We start from the raw sequence: 17,386 nt of genomic DNA, 5'->3' as shown, positions 1-17,386 counted from the left end.
ACTGGCCTGTCGGAGCCACCGGGGCCGCTCCGCGCTGCATCGGCCGGAACCACACTGTCGTCGCCTGACAGTGTACGCGAATCCATGTCGCCACATACAGTCACACTGATGCGGCGTAGTGTCATCGCGCCACACGCGTCACTCCAGTTCGAGCGGCAGGTACGCGGACAGATCCGCTCGCGCGCCACTCGCCCGTACGCGACCCTCCGTGACGACCCACTCCCAGTCGAGCCGTCCGGTGGCGAGAAGGACCCATGTCTGCGGATCCATCTCCACCGTGTTCGGCGGAGTACCGCGGGTGTGTCGTGGCCCCGGAACGCACTGAACTGCACCGTAAGGTGGGACACGCACCTCCACCGATCGGCCGGGGGCACGCTCCGCGAGGGTGGCCAGTAGGGCCCTGACCGCCGCACGAAGCACCGGCCGTTCGGGCGCGCGCCCCTCGTCGAGCGCCGACAACACTGCGGCCACCGCAGCGGACTTAATGTACGGAGAGGACACGACGGGACGATACGGCGCGGTCGCCCGGCGCGTCACGATGGCCCTGGGTCGCGCCGATCCGACCCGACAAGGCATAGTTGCCGACGGCGTATTCGTACCGTGATGTTCCTTCGGCCGGCGCTCGCCGGTACGAGGAGGTCAGTCCGGAAGGCGGTGGACGTGTCAACACACCGACGAGCCTGGCAAAAGCGGGCCGGTGTGGTCGTGGCGCTGATTGTCGGTGCCCTGCTCGCCGTCCCCGCCACACCCGCACTCGCCGCGAACCCGGACGTCCAGATCACCAACCTGCCGAACGGCACTCTCCAGTCCGGACAGCAGACGTCGATGACGTTCCGCGTCAAGAACAACAACGAGCTGCCGACTCCGTTCAACATCTCCGTCAACGTCTTCAACGGGCTGAGCTGCCAGGGCGACTGCAACATCCCCGCGCGCGTGGTCGGGCCCAACGAAGAGGTCTCGATCACGGTCAACCTGGTCGCGGGCGACGTGGCGGCCGGTCAGGAGCGTTCCGGCAAGGTGCGGGTCTCCGCCCGGGCCGGCGGCGACCAGGGCGGCGACGAGCGCGACATGACGGTGCGCGGGCCCAACCCCGCGCCCACCTCCCAGGCGCCGCAGACAGTGCGCTCCATCGCGGGCAAGGTCGTGGCGCGCTCCGGTGACGGGGTGCCGAACGCGTACGTGCTGCTGGTGGACAGCGCCGGCCGTCAGCGGGACACCACCAGCGACGGCAACGGCAACTTCCGCTTCACCGGCAACAGCGGCAACCCGATCGCGCCCGGCCGGGTCGACATCGGCGCGAGCAAGGACGACATCCGGGCCACGGTGAGCTTCACCGCCAACGCCGGCCAGCAGATCACCGGGCGACGGATCACCCTCGCCATCGAGACCTCGGCCAGCCCGAGCGCCACCCCCTCGGAGAGTGTGTCGGCGGAGCCGACCGAGGACCCGTTCGCGGACGACGCCACCGACGAGACGGACGCGCCTCCCGGCGACGCTCCCGCCGCCCAGGCCCCGGCCGGCAACGAGAGCTCCGGCGGCTTCGGCAACTGGCTGCTGATCCTGCTCGGCGGGCTCTTCGTGGCGATCGGTGTCGGCACGATCGTGCTGCTCTGGATGAAGCGCAAGGAGAACGAGGACCCCGATCCCGACGGTGAGCCCGTCGCCGGGGCACCGGCCGGTGCGGTTCCCGCAGCCCGTGGCTCGTTCGCCGGGGCGGACGACCAGACCCGGGTGGTGAACCGGGTCGGCTCCGCTCCGGATCCGACCATGGTGGGCGGTCCGGGCCTGGCCAACGCGCCGACGATGATGCACCAGCCGGTGGTCGACGACGTCCCGCCGGACCCGTACGGTGCGCCTCCGCAGCCGTACGGCGCGGCGGGCGGTTCGGGGCAGCAGGCATGGTCGGGCGGTTACGGCGACGAGCAGGGCGGCGGCTACGGCGGCGGTCCGGGCTACGGCAACGCCCCGTCCTCCGGTGGTGGCTACGGCAACGCACCCTCCTCGGGCGGGGGCTACGGCACCAGCCCGTCCTCGGGTGGCGGCTACGGCAGTCGTGACTACGGCGCGGGCGGCAGTGGGTCGGAGTACCCGCCGGCCGGTGCCGGTGGTGCCGCCGGCTACGGCGAGCGGTACGACGAGCCGACCGGCCGCTACCAGGGCGACGACACCCGTTACCCGGCGCCTGCCGACCCGTACGCGACCGGCGTCTACCAGCCGGAGGGCGGCCAGGGTTACGGCCAGCCCGAGCCTGGTGGCTACGGTCGCGGCGAGCCCGGTGGTGCCGGCTACGGCCAGGGCGAGCCCGGTGGCTACGGCCAGGGCGGCGACGCCACCCGAGGCTACGGCCAGGGCGACCCGACCGGCGGTTACGGCCAGGGCGGGCCCGGCGGTTACGGCCAGGGCGGCGGTGACACCCCCCGGGGCTACGGCCAGGAAGACCCGACCGGCGGTTACGGTCAGGGCGGCGACGCCACCCGTGGCTACGGCCGGGGTGAGCCGACCGGCGGCTACGGTCACGGCGCGGAGCCGACCGGCGGCTACGGCCAGGGCGCCGGTTACGGCCAGGAACCACCGCAGCAGCGCGGCGGCTACGACAACTACAACGAGCCCACCGGTTACGCCCCGGGTGGCTACGGCCAGGGCGGCGGCTACGGCCAGGAACCACCGCAGCAGCGCGGCGGCTACGACAACGCCTACGAGCAGGGCGGCTACGGCCAGGGCGGCGGCTACGGCCAGGAACCGCCACGCCAGCGCGGTGGCTACGACAACGACTACGAGCAGCAGCAACAGGGTGGCGGCTACCACAGCGATCCGGCGCAGAGCGGTCGCGGTCGGCCGGACGGCCCGGGACAGGAGCGGGGCGGTCGCCGGCTGGACTGGATGGACGACTGACCACCCGGACCTCGTATCCCGCTGACGCGGAGGCACCGACGAGAAAGAGCCGTGGACCGGAAGGTCCACGGCTCTTCGTCGATGGTGGATCGGTCACGTGTCCGCAGTGATCGGTCGGAACGGTCAGGCGGCGGAGTAGACGCCCTGCCGCAGGAGCGGGACCACATCGGAGGCGTCGACCCGTACCGCGACCTCGACATCGTCGGGGAAACCGGCCTCGATCAGCTCGCGACCGGACACGCAACCCCGGACCGCCGCAGGCACATCCGGCGTGCTGGCCAGCGAGGCGAGTGCCATTGCCGCCTCCACCGACAGACCACCCGGCACTCCGGAGATGGCGTCCAGCACGCAGGCCGCACCGAGCTGGTCCTCCACCGCCGGCCTGAGCGAGCCGTCCGGCCACTGCTCACCGGCGGCGACCACGCCGATCGGATCGATGGTCGAGCCGTACCCCTGGCGCAGCAGCCAACTCCCGACGGCGCGGGCGTTACGCAGGTTGGCCGCCACCACCGGCAGGCCGGTGGCGCTGGCGGCGGCGCTGATGGCCGATCCGTTCGGGGAGGGCAGCACCAGTTCGGCGACGAAGGGTGCCCGGCTCAACGCGGCAGGCGACAGCGACCACGGATGTTGCGCGGTCTGCCGCCGACCGGTCGCGACCACCGCACCGATCCGCTGTGCGTAGTCGGCGGCCTGGGCGCCCCAGGGGAACGGGTGCACGCGCATCCCCCGGCCGACGGCAACCTCGACGGTGGTGGTGAACGACAACACGTCCACCACCACCAGTGCCGCGCAGACCCGGCCGAGTTCGGCCGCTCCCGCGAGGCCCCAGTCGAACCGGGCTCCCGATCCGGGTTGGGCGAAGACGGCCGAGGCCACCGCCTCAGCGCTCGTCGGACGCGGCAGGCTGCTCAGTGGCACCGGGCTGCGGAGCTTCGGCGCCGGCCTGGTCGACCGGCGCGTTCCCGGCCGTCGAGGTCTCACCGGCGGCGTTAGCCCGGACCGGCGGCGTCGCCCGCTCGGCCGGCCGCTCGGCCACCGACTCGTCCTCGTCCTCGGCACCCGCCGTCGTCGGCTCCTCGGATGCGACGACCGGGCTGTCGGTCGCCGGCACCTCGTCCGCCACCGCCACCTCGTCCACCACGTCGGCGGTCTCCGGCGTCGCGTCGGCGGTCGGTGCCGCCTCGACGACCGGAGCCGCCTCGGCGGCGTCGGCGGTCGGGGCGACGTCGGCCTGGGCCGACGTCCCGACGGCCTCCGGCGCGGTCACCTCGAACGGCTGCACGCCCCCGAAGAGCTTGGGCAGGGTGCCGGTGTGCGCCTCGCGCAGCTCGTCCAGCTCGACCCGGAACTGGCCGTGCACCTCGAGTGCGGCGGCGGTGGAGTCGGTGACCCCGATCAGCTCCCACGGCACACCGTGCTCGGCGCAGAGCGCGGTGAACGCCTTCTCGTGCCCGCGCGGCACCGAGACCAGCACCCGACCGGCGGACTCGCTGAACAGGAAGACGAACGGCATCGAGCCGCCCTCGAACCGTTCCGGCACTGCGATCCGCGCGCCGACGTTGTGGCGCAGGCAGGACTCCACCAGGCTCTGCGCGAGACCACCGTCGGAGAGGTCGTGCGCGGAGCTGAGGTGACCGACCCGGGAAGCGGCGGCCAGCAGCCCGGCGAGCTGCTTCTCGCGCGTCAGGTCGACCTGCGGGGGTACGCCGCCGAGGTGCTCGTGGGTGACCCAGGCCCACTCCGAGCCGGAGAGCTCGACGTGCGTCTCGCCGAGCAGGAAGAGCTGGTCGTGTTCGTTGGTGGGGTGCGCGACGAAGCCGGACGCCACCCGTTCGGCCACGTTCTCCAGCACACCGAGCACGCCGACGACCGGAGTCGGGTGGATTGCCGCCGCACCGGTCTGGTTGTAGAAGCTGACATTGCCGCCGGTGACCGGGATGCCCAGTTCGGCGCAACCGTCCGCCAGACCGCGTACGGCCTCGGCGAACTGCCACATCACGCCCGGGTCCTCCGGCGAACCGAAGTTCAGGCAGTCGGTGACCGCGATCGGCGTCGCACCGGTGACCGCGACGTTGCGGAACGCCTCGGCCAGCGCCAGCTTGGCGCCGTGGTACGGGTCGAGCCGGGCGTACCGGCCGTTCCCGTCGACCGAGAGCGCCACGCCCAGGCCGGTCTGCTCGTCGATCCGGATCACGCCCGAGTCCTCCGGCTGGGCGAGCACGGTGTTGCCCAGCACGTAGCGGTCGTACTGCTCGGTGACCCAGGTCTTGTCGGCCAGATTCGGCGAGGCGATCATGCGCAGCAGGGTCTCGCGCAGCGCGTCCGGGTCGGTCGGCCGGGGCAGCGTCTCGGCCCGGTCGGCCTGGAGCAGGATCAGGTCGGCGGGCTCCCGCATCGGGCGGGCGTAGACCGGGCCGTCGTCCACCAGCGACCCCGGCGGCACGTCGACCACCAGGTGGTCCCGCCAGGTGATCAGCAGCCGGCCGGGCTGGCCGTCCTGCTGCGGCGCGGTGACCTCGCCGATGGCGGTGGCCAGGACGCCCCACTTCTCGCAGGTCTTGAGCACGGCGTCGAGCTTGTCCGGCTCGACGACCAGGAGCATCCGCTCCTGCGACTCGCTGGCGAGGATCTCGTGCGGCTCCATCGACGGCTCGCGCAGCGGCACCCGCTCCAGCCAGACCCGCATGCCGGTGCCGGCCGCCGCGGCGGTCTCGGTGAGCGCGCAGGTCAGCCCGGCGCCACCGAGGTCCTGGATGCCGGCGACGAGCTGGGCGTCGTACAGCTCCAGGCACGCCTCGATCAGCAGCTTCTCGATGAACGGGTCACCGACCTGCACCGACGGGCGGCGCTTCTCGCTGCCCTCGGTGAAGGTGGCGCTGGCCAGCACGGAGACACCGCCGATGCCGTCCCGGCCGGTCTTGGCGCCCATCAGCACCACGACGTTGCCGGGGCCGACGGCGGCCTTGTTCTGCAGGCGACTGACCGGCAGGACGCCGAGGCAGAGCGCGTTGACCAGCGGGTTGCCCTGGTAGCAGGGGTCGAAGACGACCTCGCCGCCGATGTTGGGCAGACCGAGGCAGTTGCCGTACCCGCCGACTCCGGCCACCACGCCGGGCAGCACCCGGGCGGTGTCGGGGTGGTCGGCGGCACCGAAGCGCAGCGGGTCCATCACCGCCACCGGGCGGGCACCCATGGCCAGGATGTCGCGGACGATGCCACCGACGCCGGTGGCGGCACCCTGGTACGGCTCGACGAAGCTGGGGTGGTTGTGCGACTCGACCTTGAAGGTCACCGCCAGCTCGTCGGAGATCTGCACCACACCGGCGTTCTCCCCGATGCCGGCCAGCAGCCGGTCGCTGGGCGGGGCCTTCTCGCCGAACTGGCGCAGGTGCACCTTGCTCGACTTGTAGGAGCAGTGCTCGCTCCACATGATCGAGTACATCGCCAGCTCGGACTGGGTCGGCCGGCGGCCCAGGATGTGCCGGATCCGGTCGTACTCGTCGTCGCGGAGCCCGAGCTCGGCGTAGGGCTGGAGCTCGTCCGGGCTGCCGTCGGCGGCCGGGACGGTGTCCACCCCGCCGGTCCAGTCGGTGGCCTCCTGCGCGGCGGCGTGCCGGGGCGGGGCGACCGGGGACGCGGCGGCAGCCGGGTTCGGCTGGACCGGCGCGGCCGGGTATGCCTCCGGGGTCTCCCGTACCGGGTCCGGATGCGTGGTCATGACATCTCCTCGTTGCGCTCGCCGCCGGGGAGGCGGGTGAGCTGACCGTTGATCCCGCAGCCGACGGTCACGCCGGCGCCCCCACCAGGTGCTTGAGCACCGAGGTGAAGAAGCCGAGGCCGTCGAGGGAGGGGCCGGTGAGGGCCTCCACCGCGTGCTCGGGATGCGGCATGATGCCGACCACATTGCCGGCGGGGTTGGTGATCGCGGCGATGTCGCGCTGCGACCCGTTCGGGTTGCCGCCGAGGTACCGGGCCACCACCCGACCCTCGGCCTCCAGCGCGTCGAGCGTCGCCGGGTCGGCGACGTAGCAACCCTCGCCGTTCTTGACCGGGATCAGCACCTCCTGGCCGGGCTGGAACGCGTTCGTCCAGGCCGTGCCGGTCGCCTCGATCCGCAGGACCTGGTCCCGGTTGCGGAAGTGCAGGTGCTGGTTGCGGGTGAGCGCGCCGGGCAGCAGGTGCGCCTCGCAGAGGATCTGGAAGCCGTTGCAGATGCCGAGCACCGGCAGACCACCGGCTGCGGCGTCGACGATCTTCTCCATCACCGGGGCGAACCGGGCGATGGCGCCGCACCGCAGGTAGTCACCGTAGGAGAAGCCGCCGGGCAGGACGACCGCGTCCACCCCGTGCAGCTCGGCGTCCCCGTGCCAGAGGCGGACCGGCTCCGCGCCGGCGATCCGGACGGCCCGGGCCGCGTCCCCGTCGTCGAGCGAGCCGGGGAACGTCACCACACCGACCCGGGCGGTCACGAGCGGGCGTCCGCGGCTTCGTCGGCCTCGACCAGGTGGACGGTGAAGTCCTCGATGACCGGGTTGGCGAGCAACTTGTCGGCGATCTCCCGGGCCCGGTCCAGGTCCGGTTCACCGGTGAAGTCGATCTCGATCCGCCTGCCGATCCGTACCGAGGCGACGTCGTTGACGCCGAGCCGGGGCAGCGCGTTTGCGACGGCCTGGCCCTGAGGATCGAGGATCTCGGGCTTGAGCATGACGTCGACGACGACGCGAGGCACTGGGCACTCCTGACTGTGTACGCAGTTGGGTGCCGACCCACAACGGGCGAGCGCAGCCAGCCTACCTGGCAGATACGGCGCCAGACGCACCGGCCGGACGCGGTCCCGGCGGTGTCCGACCGTACCCGCGTGGGGCCTTCGGGACCGATACGGGTTCGTTGCAGTCTCGATACGGGTTCGTTGCCGGACGGCCCGGTCCGGGCAGGTTTCACCCCCCTCCAGGCGGTCGACGGGCCCTGATCGGCCCGATCCGGCCCCCCTTCCCCGACGCCAGCGAATCCGACTGTTACATCCGGCTGTTTCGATGAACCTCTTGTGAAACACCTCACCGGGCCCTACGGTACATCGTCAGACGTCGATTAACTGTCGTCGCGGTGGCGGTTCACCCCCTCCCGCCAGCGCAGATCGACTCGGTCAACCCGGGTCGCCACACCCCGAAGGAGCCCTACCGATGCGCATCCGATCCCTGATCGTGGCCTTCGCCACAGCCATGGTCGGCGTCGTCGGCGCCAGTTCCGGCGCCGTCGCCTCCCCCGTCAGCCCGTACATCATCGGCGGCAGCACCGTCTCCTCCGCGCCGTGGGCGGCAGCGGTGTTCAGCAACGGCTCGTTCACCTGCTCCGGCACGATCATCGCGCCCCAGTGGGTGCTCACCGCCCAGCACTGCATCGGCAGCAACATGTCCGTCCGGGTGGGCAGCGTGTACCTCTCCTCCGGCGGCGTCACCCGCACGGTCAGCGCCACCTACGGCCGCTACGACCTGGCCCTGATGCGGCTCTCCAGCACGGTGAGCACCAGCTACGTCACGCTGGCCAGCAGCAACCCGCCGGTCAACTCCACCAACTCGATCTACGGCTGGGGCCGGACCTGCTACAGCGGCTGCGCGGCCTCCCCCCAGCTCAAGACCGCGTCGGTCCGGGTGACCAGCACCGGCGTCACCGACGCGTACGGCGGGCAGGCGATCCGGAGCACCCGGATCAACGGCAACGCCTGGCGGGGCGACTCGGGCGGTCCGCAGTTCTACAACGGCGCGCAGGTCGGCGTCGCCTCGACGGCCGACGGGGTGAACATCCAGAACTACGGCAGTGTCGCGTTCAACCGTGCCTGGATCACCTCGGTGGCCGGTGTCTGACGGTTAGCGCCCGGTCGGCGCGGATGGTGGGCTGCGCGCCCGCCGTCCGCGCCGCGTCGTTTTGCAGCATCCGTTCAGGTGAACAACCCTCGCGTTGGCGACCCGCATCGACTGCCAGCATCAGAAACGTGCTGGTCGTGACGACGGACCAACTTCCCGGCTACGAGATCCGCCAGATCCTCGGCGAAGTGGTCTCCTCCATGGCCAGGACCCGCAACCCCTACCGCGAGGGGGTGAAGAACCTGCGCGGTGGCGCGTACGACCCGTCCGCACCGGACAACCTCACCCGCTGGCGTACCGACTCCGTGGCGCGGCTCGGGGAGGAGGCCCGACGGCTCGGCGCGAACGCGGTCGTGGGGATGCGGTTCGACAGCCGCGACTGCGGCGAGATGTGGATGGAGATCTGCGCCTACGGCACCGCCGTGATCGTGGCACCGAAGATGCCCGACGTGATGCCGCCGGACCAGCCCCTCGTAGCGGCCGAGACCGCCCAGGACCCGTCCTTCGCCGAGACCCCGGGCGGCATCGCCGAGCCTGCCAGCGCTCCCAACCTCAGCTCCGCCGCCGAAACCCCCACCCGCGACTGACACCCATCCACCCCACCCACCCACCCACCCCACCGCCCTGAGTCGGCCGGTGGCGTTGATCAAGAAGTTTGGGTCCTCCGGAGCACTCCTGGGCGACCCAAACTTCTTGATCAACGCCTGCGTCGGCGGGTAGGGGGGAGGGGGTTAGAGGATTGGTGGGGGGGTGTAGGTGGCGGCGTGTGGGTGGGACTGGACGATCTTGGAGATCCGGGTGGTCACCGCCTGGATCTGGGCGGGGGCGGCGCCGACGAAGGCGGCCCGGTCGGCGACCAGGGCGTCGATCTCGGCGCGGGTGAGGCCCAGCCGGGGGTCGGCGGCGAGGCGGTCGAAGAGGTCGTTGTCGGGCGCACCCTGCTCACGCATGGCGAGCGCCACGGCCACCGCGTGCTCCTTGATCGCCTCGTGGGCGGTCTCCCGGCCCACGCCCCGACGCACCGCCGCCACCAGGATCTTGGTGGTGGCCAGGAATGGAAGGAAACGCTCCAACTCCCGGTTGATCACCGCCGGGTACGCGCCGAACTCGTCGAGCACGGTGAGGAACGTCTGGAACAGCCCGTCGGCGGCGAAGAAGGCGTCCGGCAGGGCCACCCGGCGGACCACGGAGCAGGAGACGTCCCCCTCGTTCCACTGGTCGCCGGCCAGCTCGCCGACCATCGACAGGTACCCCCGGATGATCACGGCGAAGCCGTTGACCCGCTCCGACGAACGGGTGTTCATCTTGTGCGGCATCGCGCTGGAACCCACCTGGCCCGGCTTGAAGCCCTCGGTGGCCAACTCCTGCCCGACCATCAGCCGGATCGTGGTGGCCAGCGAGGAGGGTGCGGCGGCCACCTGCGCCAGCGCGGCGATCACGGCCATGTCGATCGACCGGGGGTAGACCTGCCCGACGCTGTCCAGCACCCGCTGGAAGCCGAGGTGCTCGGCGACCCGCCGCTCCAGCTCGGCCACCTTCTCGGCGTCGCCGTCGAAGAGGTCCAACTGGTCGGCGGCGGTACCCACCGGCCCCTTGATCCCGCGCAGCGGGTACCAGGAGATCAGGTCCTCCAGTCGCTCGTACGCGATGATCAGTTCCTCGGCGGCCGACGCGAAGCGCTTGCCCAGCGTGGTGGCCTGCGCCGCGACGTTGTGCGAGCGCCCGGCCATCACCACGTCCGCGTACTCGTGGGCGTGCCAGGCGAGCCGGGCCAACGTCGCCACCACCCGGTCCCGGATCAGCTCCAGCGAGCGACGCACCTGGAGCTGCTCGACGTTCTCGGTGAGGTCCCGCGAGGTCATCCCCTTGTGCACGTGCTCGTACCCGGCGAGCGCGCTGAACTCCTCGATGCGGGCCTTCACGTCGTGCCGGGTGACCCGCTCCCGGGCCGCGATCGAGTCGAGGTCGACGTCGTCGAGCACCCGCTCGTACGCCTCGACCACCCCGTCGGGCACCGGCACGCCGAGGTCCCGCTGGGCTTGGAGCACGGCCAGCCAGAGGCGACGTTCCAGCCGGATCTTCTCCTCCGGCGACCAGAGGGCGACCAGCTCGGGCGAGGCGTACCGGTTGGCGAGCACGTTCGGGATCGTCGTCACCCCGCCATTCTCCCGATGCCGCCGCCGCCCGCCCCGACCGGGTACGGCCGACAACCCGGAGGTCAGCGTTCCAGGATCGCCGTCACGCCCTGGCCGCCGGCCGCGCAGATCGAGATGAGTCCCCGGCCGCTGCCCTTCTCGGCGAGGAGCTTGGCCAGGGTGGCCACGATCCGGCCGCCGGTGGCCGCGAACGGGTGCCCGGCGGCCAGCGAGGAGCCGTGCACGTTGAGCTTGTCGGTGTCGATGGTGCCGAGCGGGGCGTCCAGACCGAGCCGGTCCTTGCAGAACTCCGGCGACTCCCACGCGGCCAGGGTGGCCAGCACCTGCGAGGCGAACGCCTCGTGGATCTCGTAGTAGTCGAAGTCCTGGAGGGTGAGCCCGGCCCGGGCCAGCATCCGGGGCACCGCGTACGCGGGGGCCATCAGCAGGCCCTCGTCGCCGTGCACGAAGTCCACCGCCGCCGTCTCCGACCAGGTGAACCAGGCCAGCACCGGCAGTTGGTGTGCGGCTGCCCACTCCTCGCTGGCCAGCAGCACGGTGGAGGCGCCGTCGGTGAGCGGCGAGGAGTTGCCGGCGGTCATGGTGGCCCGCTCGGCGTCCGGGCCCTTGGCGCCGAAGACCGGCCGCAGCGTGCCGAGCTTCTCCAGCGTGGTGTCGGCGCGGAGGTTTCCGTCGCGGGTGAGCCCCAGGTAGGGGGTCATCAGGTCGTCGAAGAACCCCTTGTCGTACGCGGCGGCGAGCCGCTGGTGCGAGCGCAGCGCCAGCTCGTCCTGGGCCTGCCGGTCGATGTTCCAGCGCAGCGCGGTCTGCGCGGCGTGCTCGCCCATGGAGAGCCCGGTACGCGGCTCGGCGTTGCGGGGGACCTCCGGCTGGAACGGCTGGGCCGGGCGCAGCTTGGCGGCGATCCGCAGCCGCTCGCCCAGCGTCCGGGCCGAGTTGAGCCGGAGCAGCGTGCGCCGCATGTCCTCGTTGACGGCGAGCGGGGCGTCGGAGGTGGTGTCGACACCGCCGGCGATGCCGACGTCGAGCTGACCGAGGGCGATCTTGTTGGCGACCAGGATCGCGGCCTCCAGGCCGGTGCCGCAGGCCTGCTGGATGTCGTACGCCGGGGTGCGCGGGTCGAGCTTCGAACCGAGCACCACCTCGCGGGTCAGGTTGAAGTCCTTGGCGTGTTTGAGCACGGCTCCGGCGACCACCTCGCCGACGCGCTGCCCGGCCAGGCCGAAGCGGGCGACCAGCCCGTCCAGGGCGGCGCCGAGCATGTCACTGTTCGAGGCGCTGGCGTACCGCGAGTTCGAGCGGGCGAAGGGGATCCGGTTGCCGCCGATGACCGCGACCCGTCGAACCTTCTGCACGATCCGCCTCCTCAGGAGTGTTGCCGTACCTTACCCGCCAGTAGGCTACGCCTATGACCGACAGGTACGCGAGTTTTGTCCAGTCGAGCGCCGGTCGAGCGCTGGTCAAGCGCCTCGGACTACCCGATCCGCCACGACTTCGCCGACATGCGCCGGGTGAGCCGATCCTCCCCGGGCCGGTCCTGCTCGGCACCTCCACCGGGGGCCGGCTCGCCGAGCCGGTCGGCAGGATCCTGACCGGCGCCGGGCTCGCCCTGCGCGATCCGGCCACCGCCGCACCGGACCCCACCTCCGGCCGTACGCCGACCAGCTCCGCCCTGGTCTACGACGCCACCGGCATCACCGACTCGACCGGGCTGCGGCAACTGCACGACTTCTTCCACCCGCAGGCCCGGGCGGTGCAGCCCAGCGGCCGGGTGATCGTGTTGGGCACCCCGCCCGCCGAGTGCGACACGCCGCGTGAGGCGACCGCCCAGCGGGCCCTGGAGGGGCTGACCCGCAGCATCGGCAAGGATTTCGGCCGGGGCATCACCGCCCAACTGGTCCACGTCACGCGGCAGGCCGACGAGAGCACCTGGACCAGCCTGGACGCGACCCTGCGGTTCCTGCTCTCCGGCCGCTCGGCGTACGTGTCGGGGCAGGTGATCCGGGTCGGTGCCGGCCGGGCGAGCGCACCGGTGGACTGGGACCGCCCGCTGGACGGGCAGGTGGTGCTGGTCACCGGCGCGGCCCGGGGCATCGGCGCGGCACTGGCCCGGGTGCTGGCCCGGGACGGGGCGACGGTGGTGGCGCTGGACGTGCCGGCCGCCGGGGACGCGCTGGCCGGCGTCGCCAACGAGATCGGCGGCAGCGCCGTACAGCTCGACCTGACCGCCGCCGACGCGCCGGCCCGGCTCGCCGACCACCTGGCCGAACGACACGGCCGGGTGGACGTGGTGGTGCACAACGCCGGCATCACCCGCGACAAGACCCTGGGCCGGATGGACGCCGACCGCTGGGACCAGGTCATCGACGTCAACCTGTCCAGCCAGGAACGCATCAACGACGTGCTGCTGGACCGGGTGATCCCGGACGGCGGGCGGATCGTCGGCGTCTCCTCGATCGCCGGGATCGCCGGCAACCGGGGCCAGACCAACTACGCCACCAGCAAGGCCGGTGTTATCGGGCTGGTCGACGCACTGGCCCCGGCACTGCGTGACCGGGGGATCAGCGTGAACGCCGTCGCGCCCGGCTTCATCGAGACCCGGCTCACCGCCCGTGTCCCGCTGGTGTTGCGTGAAGCGGGCCGCCGGATGAACAGCCTCTCCCAGGGTGGGCTGCCGGTGGACGTCGCGGAGACCATCGGCTGGCTGGCCTGGCCCGCCTCGGGCGCGGTCAGCGGCAACGTGGTCCGGGTGTGCGGCCAGAGCCTGCTGGGGGCGTGATGGCCACGCAACGGGAGCGGGTGACCCTGTCCGCACTGCCGGCGGCCGGGCCGTTGTACCGGCAGGCCCTGCTGAGCGCGGTGCCGGGGCGCGGCGGGCGGCGGACGGACGAGGTGCCGGCGGTGGAGTTGGCCGTCGACCGGGTGGCCGTGGATCCGGACCGGTTGGCCGACTACGACCGGGTGTGCGGTTTCCGGCTCGCCGACCGGTTGCCGGCGACCTTCCCGCACGTGGTGGGCTTCCCGCTGGCGCTGCGCCTGATCAGCGCACCGGACTTCCCGATCCCGTTGACCGGGGTGGTGCACGTGGCGAACCGGATCACCGTGCACCGCCCGGTCACCGTGGCCGACCGGCTGGACTTCACCACGTGGGCGGAGCACCTGCGCCCGCACGACCGGGGGCGCCAGGTCGACGTGGTCCTCGTCGGGTCGGTCGACGGCGAGGAGGTGTGGCGCGGCGTCTCGACGTACCTGGGCCTGCAGCGCACTTCGGGTGGCGGCGAACGGCGCGACCCGGGTGACCGTCCCGCGCCGCCGGCCGCGTCCGCGCGGTGGCGGGTCGAGCCCCGGGTGGGTACGGACTACGCGCGGGTCTCCGGCGATCACAACCCGATCCACACCTCGCGGCTGGGCGCGAAGCTGTTCGGCTTCCCCCGGCCGATCGCGCACGGGATGTGGAGCAAGGCCCGCTGCCTGGCGGCGGTGGAGAACCGGCTGCCCGAGGCGTACACGGTCGACGTGGCGTTCAAGCTGCCGGTGCCGTTGCCGAGCACGGTGGCGTTCAGCGCCACGGCGGCCCTGGCCGGGTGGGACGTCGCGCTGCACGACCAGCGAGGTCGACCGCATCTGGTGGGCACGATTCGCTGAGGTGAGGGTCGGGCACTTGCCCGGCCCTCCTTTTCGCGCTAAGTTGTTCTCACATAGAGATGTTCTCAGAGTGAGAGTGATTGAGCGTGAACGAGCAGGACTTCCTCGCCTCCTACGACCCACGGGCCTACCCGGCCGTGGCGGTCACCGCCGACGTGGTCGCGCTGACCATCCGGGACGACGCGCTGCACCTGCTGCTGATCCGCCGCGCCGAGCCGCCGTACGCCGGACACTGGGCGCTGCCCGGCGGCTTCGTCCGCCCGGACGAGGACCCGGCCACCGCCGCCCGGCGGGAGCTGGCCGAGGAGACCGGGCTCGGCGGGGAGCGGCTGCGTCGCGTCCACATGGAGCAGCTCGCGAGCTACGGCGCGCCCGAGCGCGACCCGCGGATGCGGGTCGTCTCCATCGCCCACCTCGCCTTCGCCCCCGACCTGCCGGACGCCACCGCCGGCACCGACGCCGACGAGGCCGGCTGGGTGCCGGTCGCCGAGCTGCCCGGCCGGGAACTCGCCTTCGACCACCGCCGGATCGTCGACGACGGGCTGGAGCGGGCCCGCTCCAAGCTGGAGTACACGCCGCTGGCCACCCGCTTCCTCGCGCCCGAGTTCACCATCGGCGAGCTGCGCACCGTCTACGAGACGGTCTGGGGCCACCCGCTGCACGCCGGCAACTTCCACCGCAAGGTGCTCTCCGTGCCCGGCTTCGTGGAGAGCACCGGCGCCAACACCGAACGCGGCGGCAGCCGGGGCGGCCCGCGTGCCCGCCTCTACCGGGCCGGCGACGCCCGGCTGCTGCACCCGGCGCTGCTGCGGCCCGCCCGGGAGGAGACGGTGCGATGAGGACCGACGAGGCGATCCGCCTGGTCACCGCTGCCCGCGACGACCACGACCTGTTCGGCGCCGACGCACCGGAACGCCGCTACCGGGAACTGGTCACCGCCCTGCACCCCGACCGGCTGGACCGGACCGCCCCGGGCGTACGCGCCGAGGCCACCGAGGCGTTCGTCCGGGTCACCACCCGCTGGCGCGCCCGCCGGGTCACCGTCCTGCGCGGCTACCACTGCGGCGCACCGGCGTACTCGGGTGACCTCGCCGACCTCTACGACGTCGGCGGGGACCGGCTGCTCAAACTGCCCCGCGAGGTCGGCGACAACGACCTGATGATCCGTGAGCAGCGCGCGTTGCGCCGACTCGCCGACCACGGCGACCCCCGCTGGCTGCCGTACGTGCCCCGGCTGGTCGACACGTTCGCGCACCGGGACCCCGCCACCGGGGCGGAACGCCAGGTCACCGTCCTCGCCACCGCACCCGGCCTGCGCAGCCTGGTCGACGTGCGGCAGGCGTACCCGGACGGGTTGGACGCCCGCGACGTGGCCTGGATGTGGCGACGGCTGCTGGTGGCGCTCGGCCTGGCCCACCGGGCCGGCGTCGTGCACGGCGCGGTGCTGCCGCCCCACGTGCTGATCGAGCCGGACGCGCACGGCGTGGTGCTGGTCGACTGGTGCTTCGCCACCGAGCCCGGCGGCGTCGTGCCCGCGCTGGTCCCGGACCACCAGGAGTGGTACCCGGCCGAGGTCACCGGGCGTCGCCCCTGCGGGCCGGGCACCGACATCGACATGGCCACCCGGTGCATGACCTGGCTGATGGGGCACCGGGCCCCGCACGAGCTGCTCGCCTTCGCGGCGGGCTGCCGACAGCGATCGCTGTCGGGCCGCCCCGACGACGCCTGGCGACTGCTCGGCGAACTCGACGAGGTGCTGCACCGGCTCTACGGGCCGCGCACCTTCCGACCCTTCACCCTCACCCCCTAAGGAGGCTGCCATGGGCAGCGGAATGTGGTCCACCGACGTGTACACCGCCGCCGACCGGTACCGCCGGGCCACCGGCAAGAGCGCGTTCTCGTACAGCGACAGCGGAGCCAAGGTGGTGCACCCGCAACTGGACCCCCGTGGCGCGACGCGGGAGAGCCGTGACTCGGCCGAGCACCCGCGGTCGACCCCGGTCACGGTGCTGTTCGACGTGACCGGCTCGATGGGGCACGTGCCCCGCACCCTCCAGGCCAAGCTGCCGCAACTGCTGGGACTGCTGCTGCGCCAGGGGTACGCCCGCGACCCGCAGATCATGTTCGGCGCGATCGGCGACGCCACCTGCGACCGGGTGCCGTTGCAGATCGGCCAGTTCGAGTCCGACAACCGGATGGACGAGGACCTCGGGCGGATCGTGCTGGAGGGCGGCGGTGGCGGCCAGATGATGGAGTCCTACGAACTGGCGCTCTACTACATGGCCCGACGGACGGTCACCGACAGCTGGGAGAAGCGGGGCCGACGCGGCTACCTCTTCATCATCGGCGACGAGCTGGCGTACCCGTCGGTCAAGGCCGCCGAGGTGGCCCGCCTGATCGGCGACGACCCGCGCGAGGACGTGCCGGTGCGGCAGATCGTCGACGAGGTGACCCGCCGCTGGGACACGTACTACCTGCTCCCGGCCGGCAGCCACTACTCGGGCAACCGCAAGGTGCTCGACTTCTGGCGCGGCCTGCTCGGCCAGAACGCCCTGGAGCTGGACGACCTCGACGCGGTCTGCGAGACGATCGCGCTCACCGTCGGCCTCGGCGAGCAGGCCATCGACCTCGACACCGGCCTGCGGGACCTGGACCGGACCGGCTCGACGGCCACCCGCACGGTGTCGAAGGCGCTGGCCCGGCTGAACGGCGCGCGCCGCGCCGAGGTGGCCGAGCTGCCGGCCACCCGCACCACCGGCGGCGGGGTCGTCCGGCTGTGAACGAGCCGATGACCGTCACGCGCCCGGGTGTCCCGGCACCCGGGCGCGGCCC

The 17,386-nt window shown here is 72.4% G+C and carries 15 protein-coding genes; 8 read left to right on the top strand and 7 right to left on the bottom strand.

Features of this window, described 5'->3' with window-relative positions; genetic code table 11:
• Positions 1 to 138: 138 nt before the first annotated feature.
• Positions 139 to 501 carry a sterol carrier family protein gene (locus tag HUT12_RS00920; protein WP_131051416.1) on the bottom strand — a complete coding sequence of 121 codons (363 nt, stop codon included), beginning with the start codon at positions 499 to 501 and terminating at the stop codon, positions 139 to 141.
• Positions 502 to 705: 204 nt separating this feature from the next.
• Between HUT12_RS00920 and HUT12_RS00915 the strand changes: the two genes are divergently transcribed.
• A complete protein-coding gene (locus HUT12_RS00915) occupies positions 706 to 2,892 on the top strand; it encodes a carboxypeptidase regulatory-like domain-containing protein (RefSeq protein ID WP_343232747.1) in 2,187 nt (728 codons plus the stop codon).
• 123 nt (positions 2,893 to 3,015) lie between these two features.
• On the opposite strand, the gene HUT12_RS00910 is transcribed toward HUT12_RS00915, so the two are convergent.
• The 4 genes from HUT12_RS00910 to purS form a co-directional block, all read right to left on the bottom strand.
• Positions 3,016 to 3,768: a 2-phosphosulfolactate phosphatase gene (locus tag HUT12_RS00910; protein WP_131051445.1), complete on the bottom strand. Its 753-nt coding sequence runs from the start codon at positions 3,766 to 3,768 to the stop codon at positions 3,016 to 3,018.
• A 4-nt stretch (positions 3,769 to 3,772) separates the two neighbouring features.
• Positions 3,773 to 6,610, bottom strand: coding sequence for a phosphoribosylformylglycinamidine synthase subunit PurL (purL, locus tag HUT12_RS00905; protein ID WP_131051414.1), 2,838 nt, complete (start codon positions 6,608 to 6,610; stop codon positions 3,773 to 3,775).
• Between the two features lie 67 nt (positions 6,611 to 6,677).
• The gene (gene purQ / locus HUT12_RS00900; protein ID WP_131051413.1) at positions 6,678 to 7,361 is read right to left on the bottom strand and encodes a phosphoribosylformylglycinamidine synthase subunit PurQ; all 684 of its coding nucleotides are present in this window, start codon (positions 7,359 to 7,361) and stop codon (positions 6,678 to 6,680) included.
• Positions 7,358 to 7,621 (bottom strand): phosphoribosylformylglycinamidine synthase subunit PurS, encoded by a 264-nt coding sequence (purS, locus tag HUT12_RS00895; protein ID WP_131051412.1) that lies wholly within the window; start codon positions 7,619 to 7,621, stop codon positions 7,358 to 7,360. Before purS ends, purQ begins: the two co-directional genes overlap by 4 nt.
• 451 nt (positions 7,622 to 8,072) lie before the next feature.
• On the opposite strand from purS, the gene HUT12_RS00890 reads away from it, so the two are divergent.
• Positions 8,073 to 8,753 (top strand): DUF1986 domain-containing protein, encoded by a 681-nt coding sequence (locus HUT12_RS00890; RefSeq protein ID WP_131051411.1) that lies wholly within the window; start codon positions 8,073 to 8,075, stop codon positions 8,751 to 8,753.
• 23 nt (positions 8,754 to 8,776) lie between these two features.
• Positions 8,777 to 9,340 carry a YbjQ family protein gene (locus tag HUT12_RS00885; RefSeq protein WP_131051410.1) on the top strand — a complete coding sequence of 188 codons (564 nt, stop codon included), beginning with the start codon at positions 8,777 to 8,779 and terminating at the stop codon, positions 9,338 to 9,340.
• 144 nt (positions 9,341 to 9,484) lie between these two features.
• Here HUT12_RS00885 and purB read toward each other — a convergent pair whose 3' ends face one another.
• Both purB and HUT12_RS00875 read right to left on the bottom strand, forming a co-directional pair.
• Positions 9,485 to 10,909, bottom strand: a complete 1,425-nt coding sequence (purB, locus tag HUT12_RS00880; protein ID WP_131056418.1) for an adenylosuccinate lyase — start codon at positions 10,907 to 10,909, stop codon at positions 9,485 to 9,487.
• A gap of 62 nt (positions 10,910 to 10,971) precedes the next feature.
• Positions 10,972 to 12,264 (bottom strand): acetyl-CoA C-acetyltransferase, encoded by a 1,293-nt coding sequence (locus tag HUT12_RS00875; RefSeq protein WP_131056420.1) that lies wholly within the window; start codon positions 12,262 to 12,264, stop codon positions 10,972 to 10,974.
• Between the two features lie 53 nt (positions 12,265 to 12,317).
• Here HUT12_RS00875 and HUT12_RS00870 point away from each other — a divergent pair, with 53 nt between their 5' ends.
• The 5 genes from HUT12_RS00870 (at position 12,318) to HUT12_RS00850 (ending at position 17,334) form a co-directional block, all read left to right on the top strand.
• Positions 12,318 to 13,688: a 3-oxoacyl-ACP reductase gene (locus HUT12_RS00870; protein ID WP_176092262.1), complete on the top strand. Its 1,371-nt coding sequence runs from the start codon at positions 12,318 to 12,320 to the stop codon at positions 13,686 to 13,688.
• Entirely contained in the window at positions 13,688 to 14,554 is an 867-nt protein-coding gene (locus HUT12_RS00865; RefSeq protein WP_176095609.1) for a MaoC/PaaZ C-terminal domain-containing protein, read from the top strand. The genes HUT12_RS00870 and HUT12_RS00865 overlap by 1 nt, the downstream gene beginning before the upstream one ends.
• 80 nt (positions 14,555 to 14,634) lie before the next feature.
• Entirely contained in the window at positions 14,635 to 15,393 is a 759-nt protein-coding gene (locus HUT12_RS00860; RefSeq protein ID WP_176092261.1) for an NUDIX domain-containing protein, read from the top strand.
• Entirely contained in the window at positions 15,390 to 16,364 is a 975-nt protein-coding gene (locus HUT12_RS00855) for a serine/threonine protein kinase (RefSeq protein ID WP_176092260.1), read from the top strand. Before HUT12_RS00860 ends, HUT12_RS00855 begins: the two co-directional genes overlap by 4 nt.
• Before the next feature lie 10 nt (positions 16,365 to 16,374).
• A complete protein-coding gene (locus HUT12_RS00850) occupies positions 16,375 to 17,334 on the top strand; it encodes a hypothetical protein (RefSeq protein ID WP_131057759.1) in 960 nt (319 codons plus the stop codon).
• Positions 17,335 to 17,386 lie beyond the last annotated feature (52 nt).

The organism is Verrucosispora sp. NA02020 (assembly GCF_013364215.1).
GTDB lineage: Bacteria > Actinomycetota > Actinomycetes > Mycobacteriales > Micromonosporaceae > Micromonospora.
The sequence above is the reverse complement of the archived record's forward strand: the minus strand, read 5'-3'. Positions and strand labels throughout refer to the sequence as shown.

Excerpts from the sequence above, each read along its gene's own strand:
- purL (WP_131051414.1), bottom strand. The coding sequence starts at position 6,610 with ATGACCACGCATCCGGACCCGGTACGGGAGACCCCGGAGGCATACCCG.
- HUT12_RS00865 (WP_176095609.1), top strand. The coding sequence starts at position 13,688 with ATGGCCACGCAACGGGAGCGGGTGACCCTGTCCGCACTGCCGGCGGCC.
- HUT12_RS00850 (WP_131057759.1), top strand. The coding sequence starts at position 16,375 with ATGGGCAGCGGAATGTGGTCCACCGACGTGTACACCGCCGCCGACCGG.
- HUT12_RS00870 (WP_176092262.1), top strand. The coding sequence starts at position 12,318 with ATGACCGACAGGTACGCGAGTTTTGTCCAGTCGAGCGCCGGTCGAGCG.
- HUT12_RS00855 (WP_176092260.1), top strand. The coding sequence starts at position 15,390 with ATGAGGACCGACGAGGCGATCCGCCTGGTCACCGCTGCCCGCGACGAC.
- HUT12_RS00885 (WP_131051410.1), top strand. The coding sequence starts at position 8,777 with ATGGTGGGCTGCGCGCCCGCCGTCCGCGCCGCGTCGTTTTGCAGCATC.
- HUT12_RS00890 (WP_131051411.1), top strand. The coding sequence starts at position 8,073 with ATGCGCATCCGATCCCTGATCGTGGCCTTCGCCACAGCCATGGTCGGC.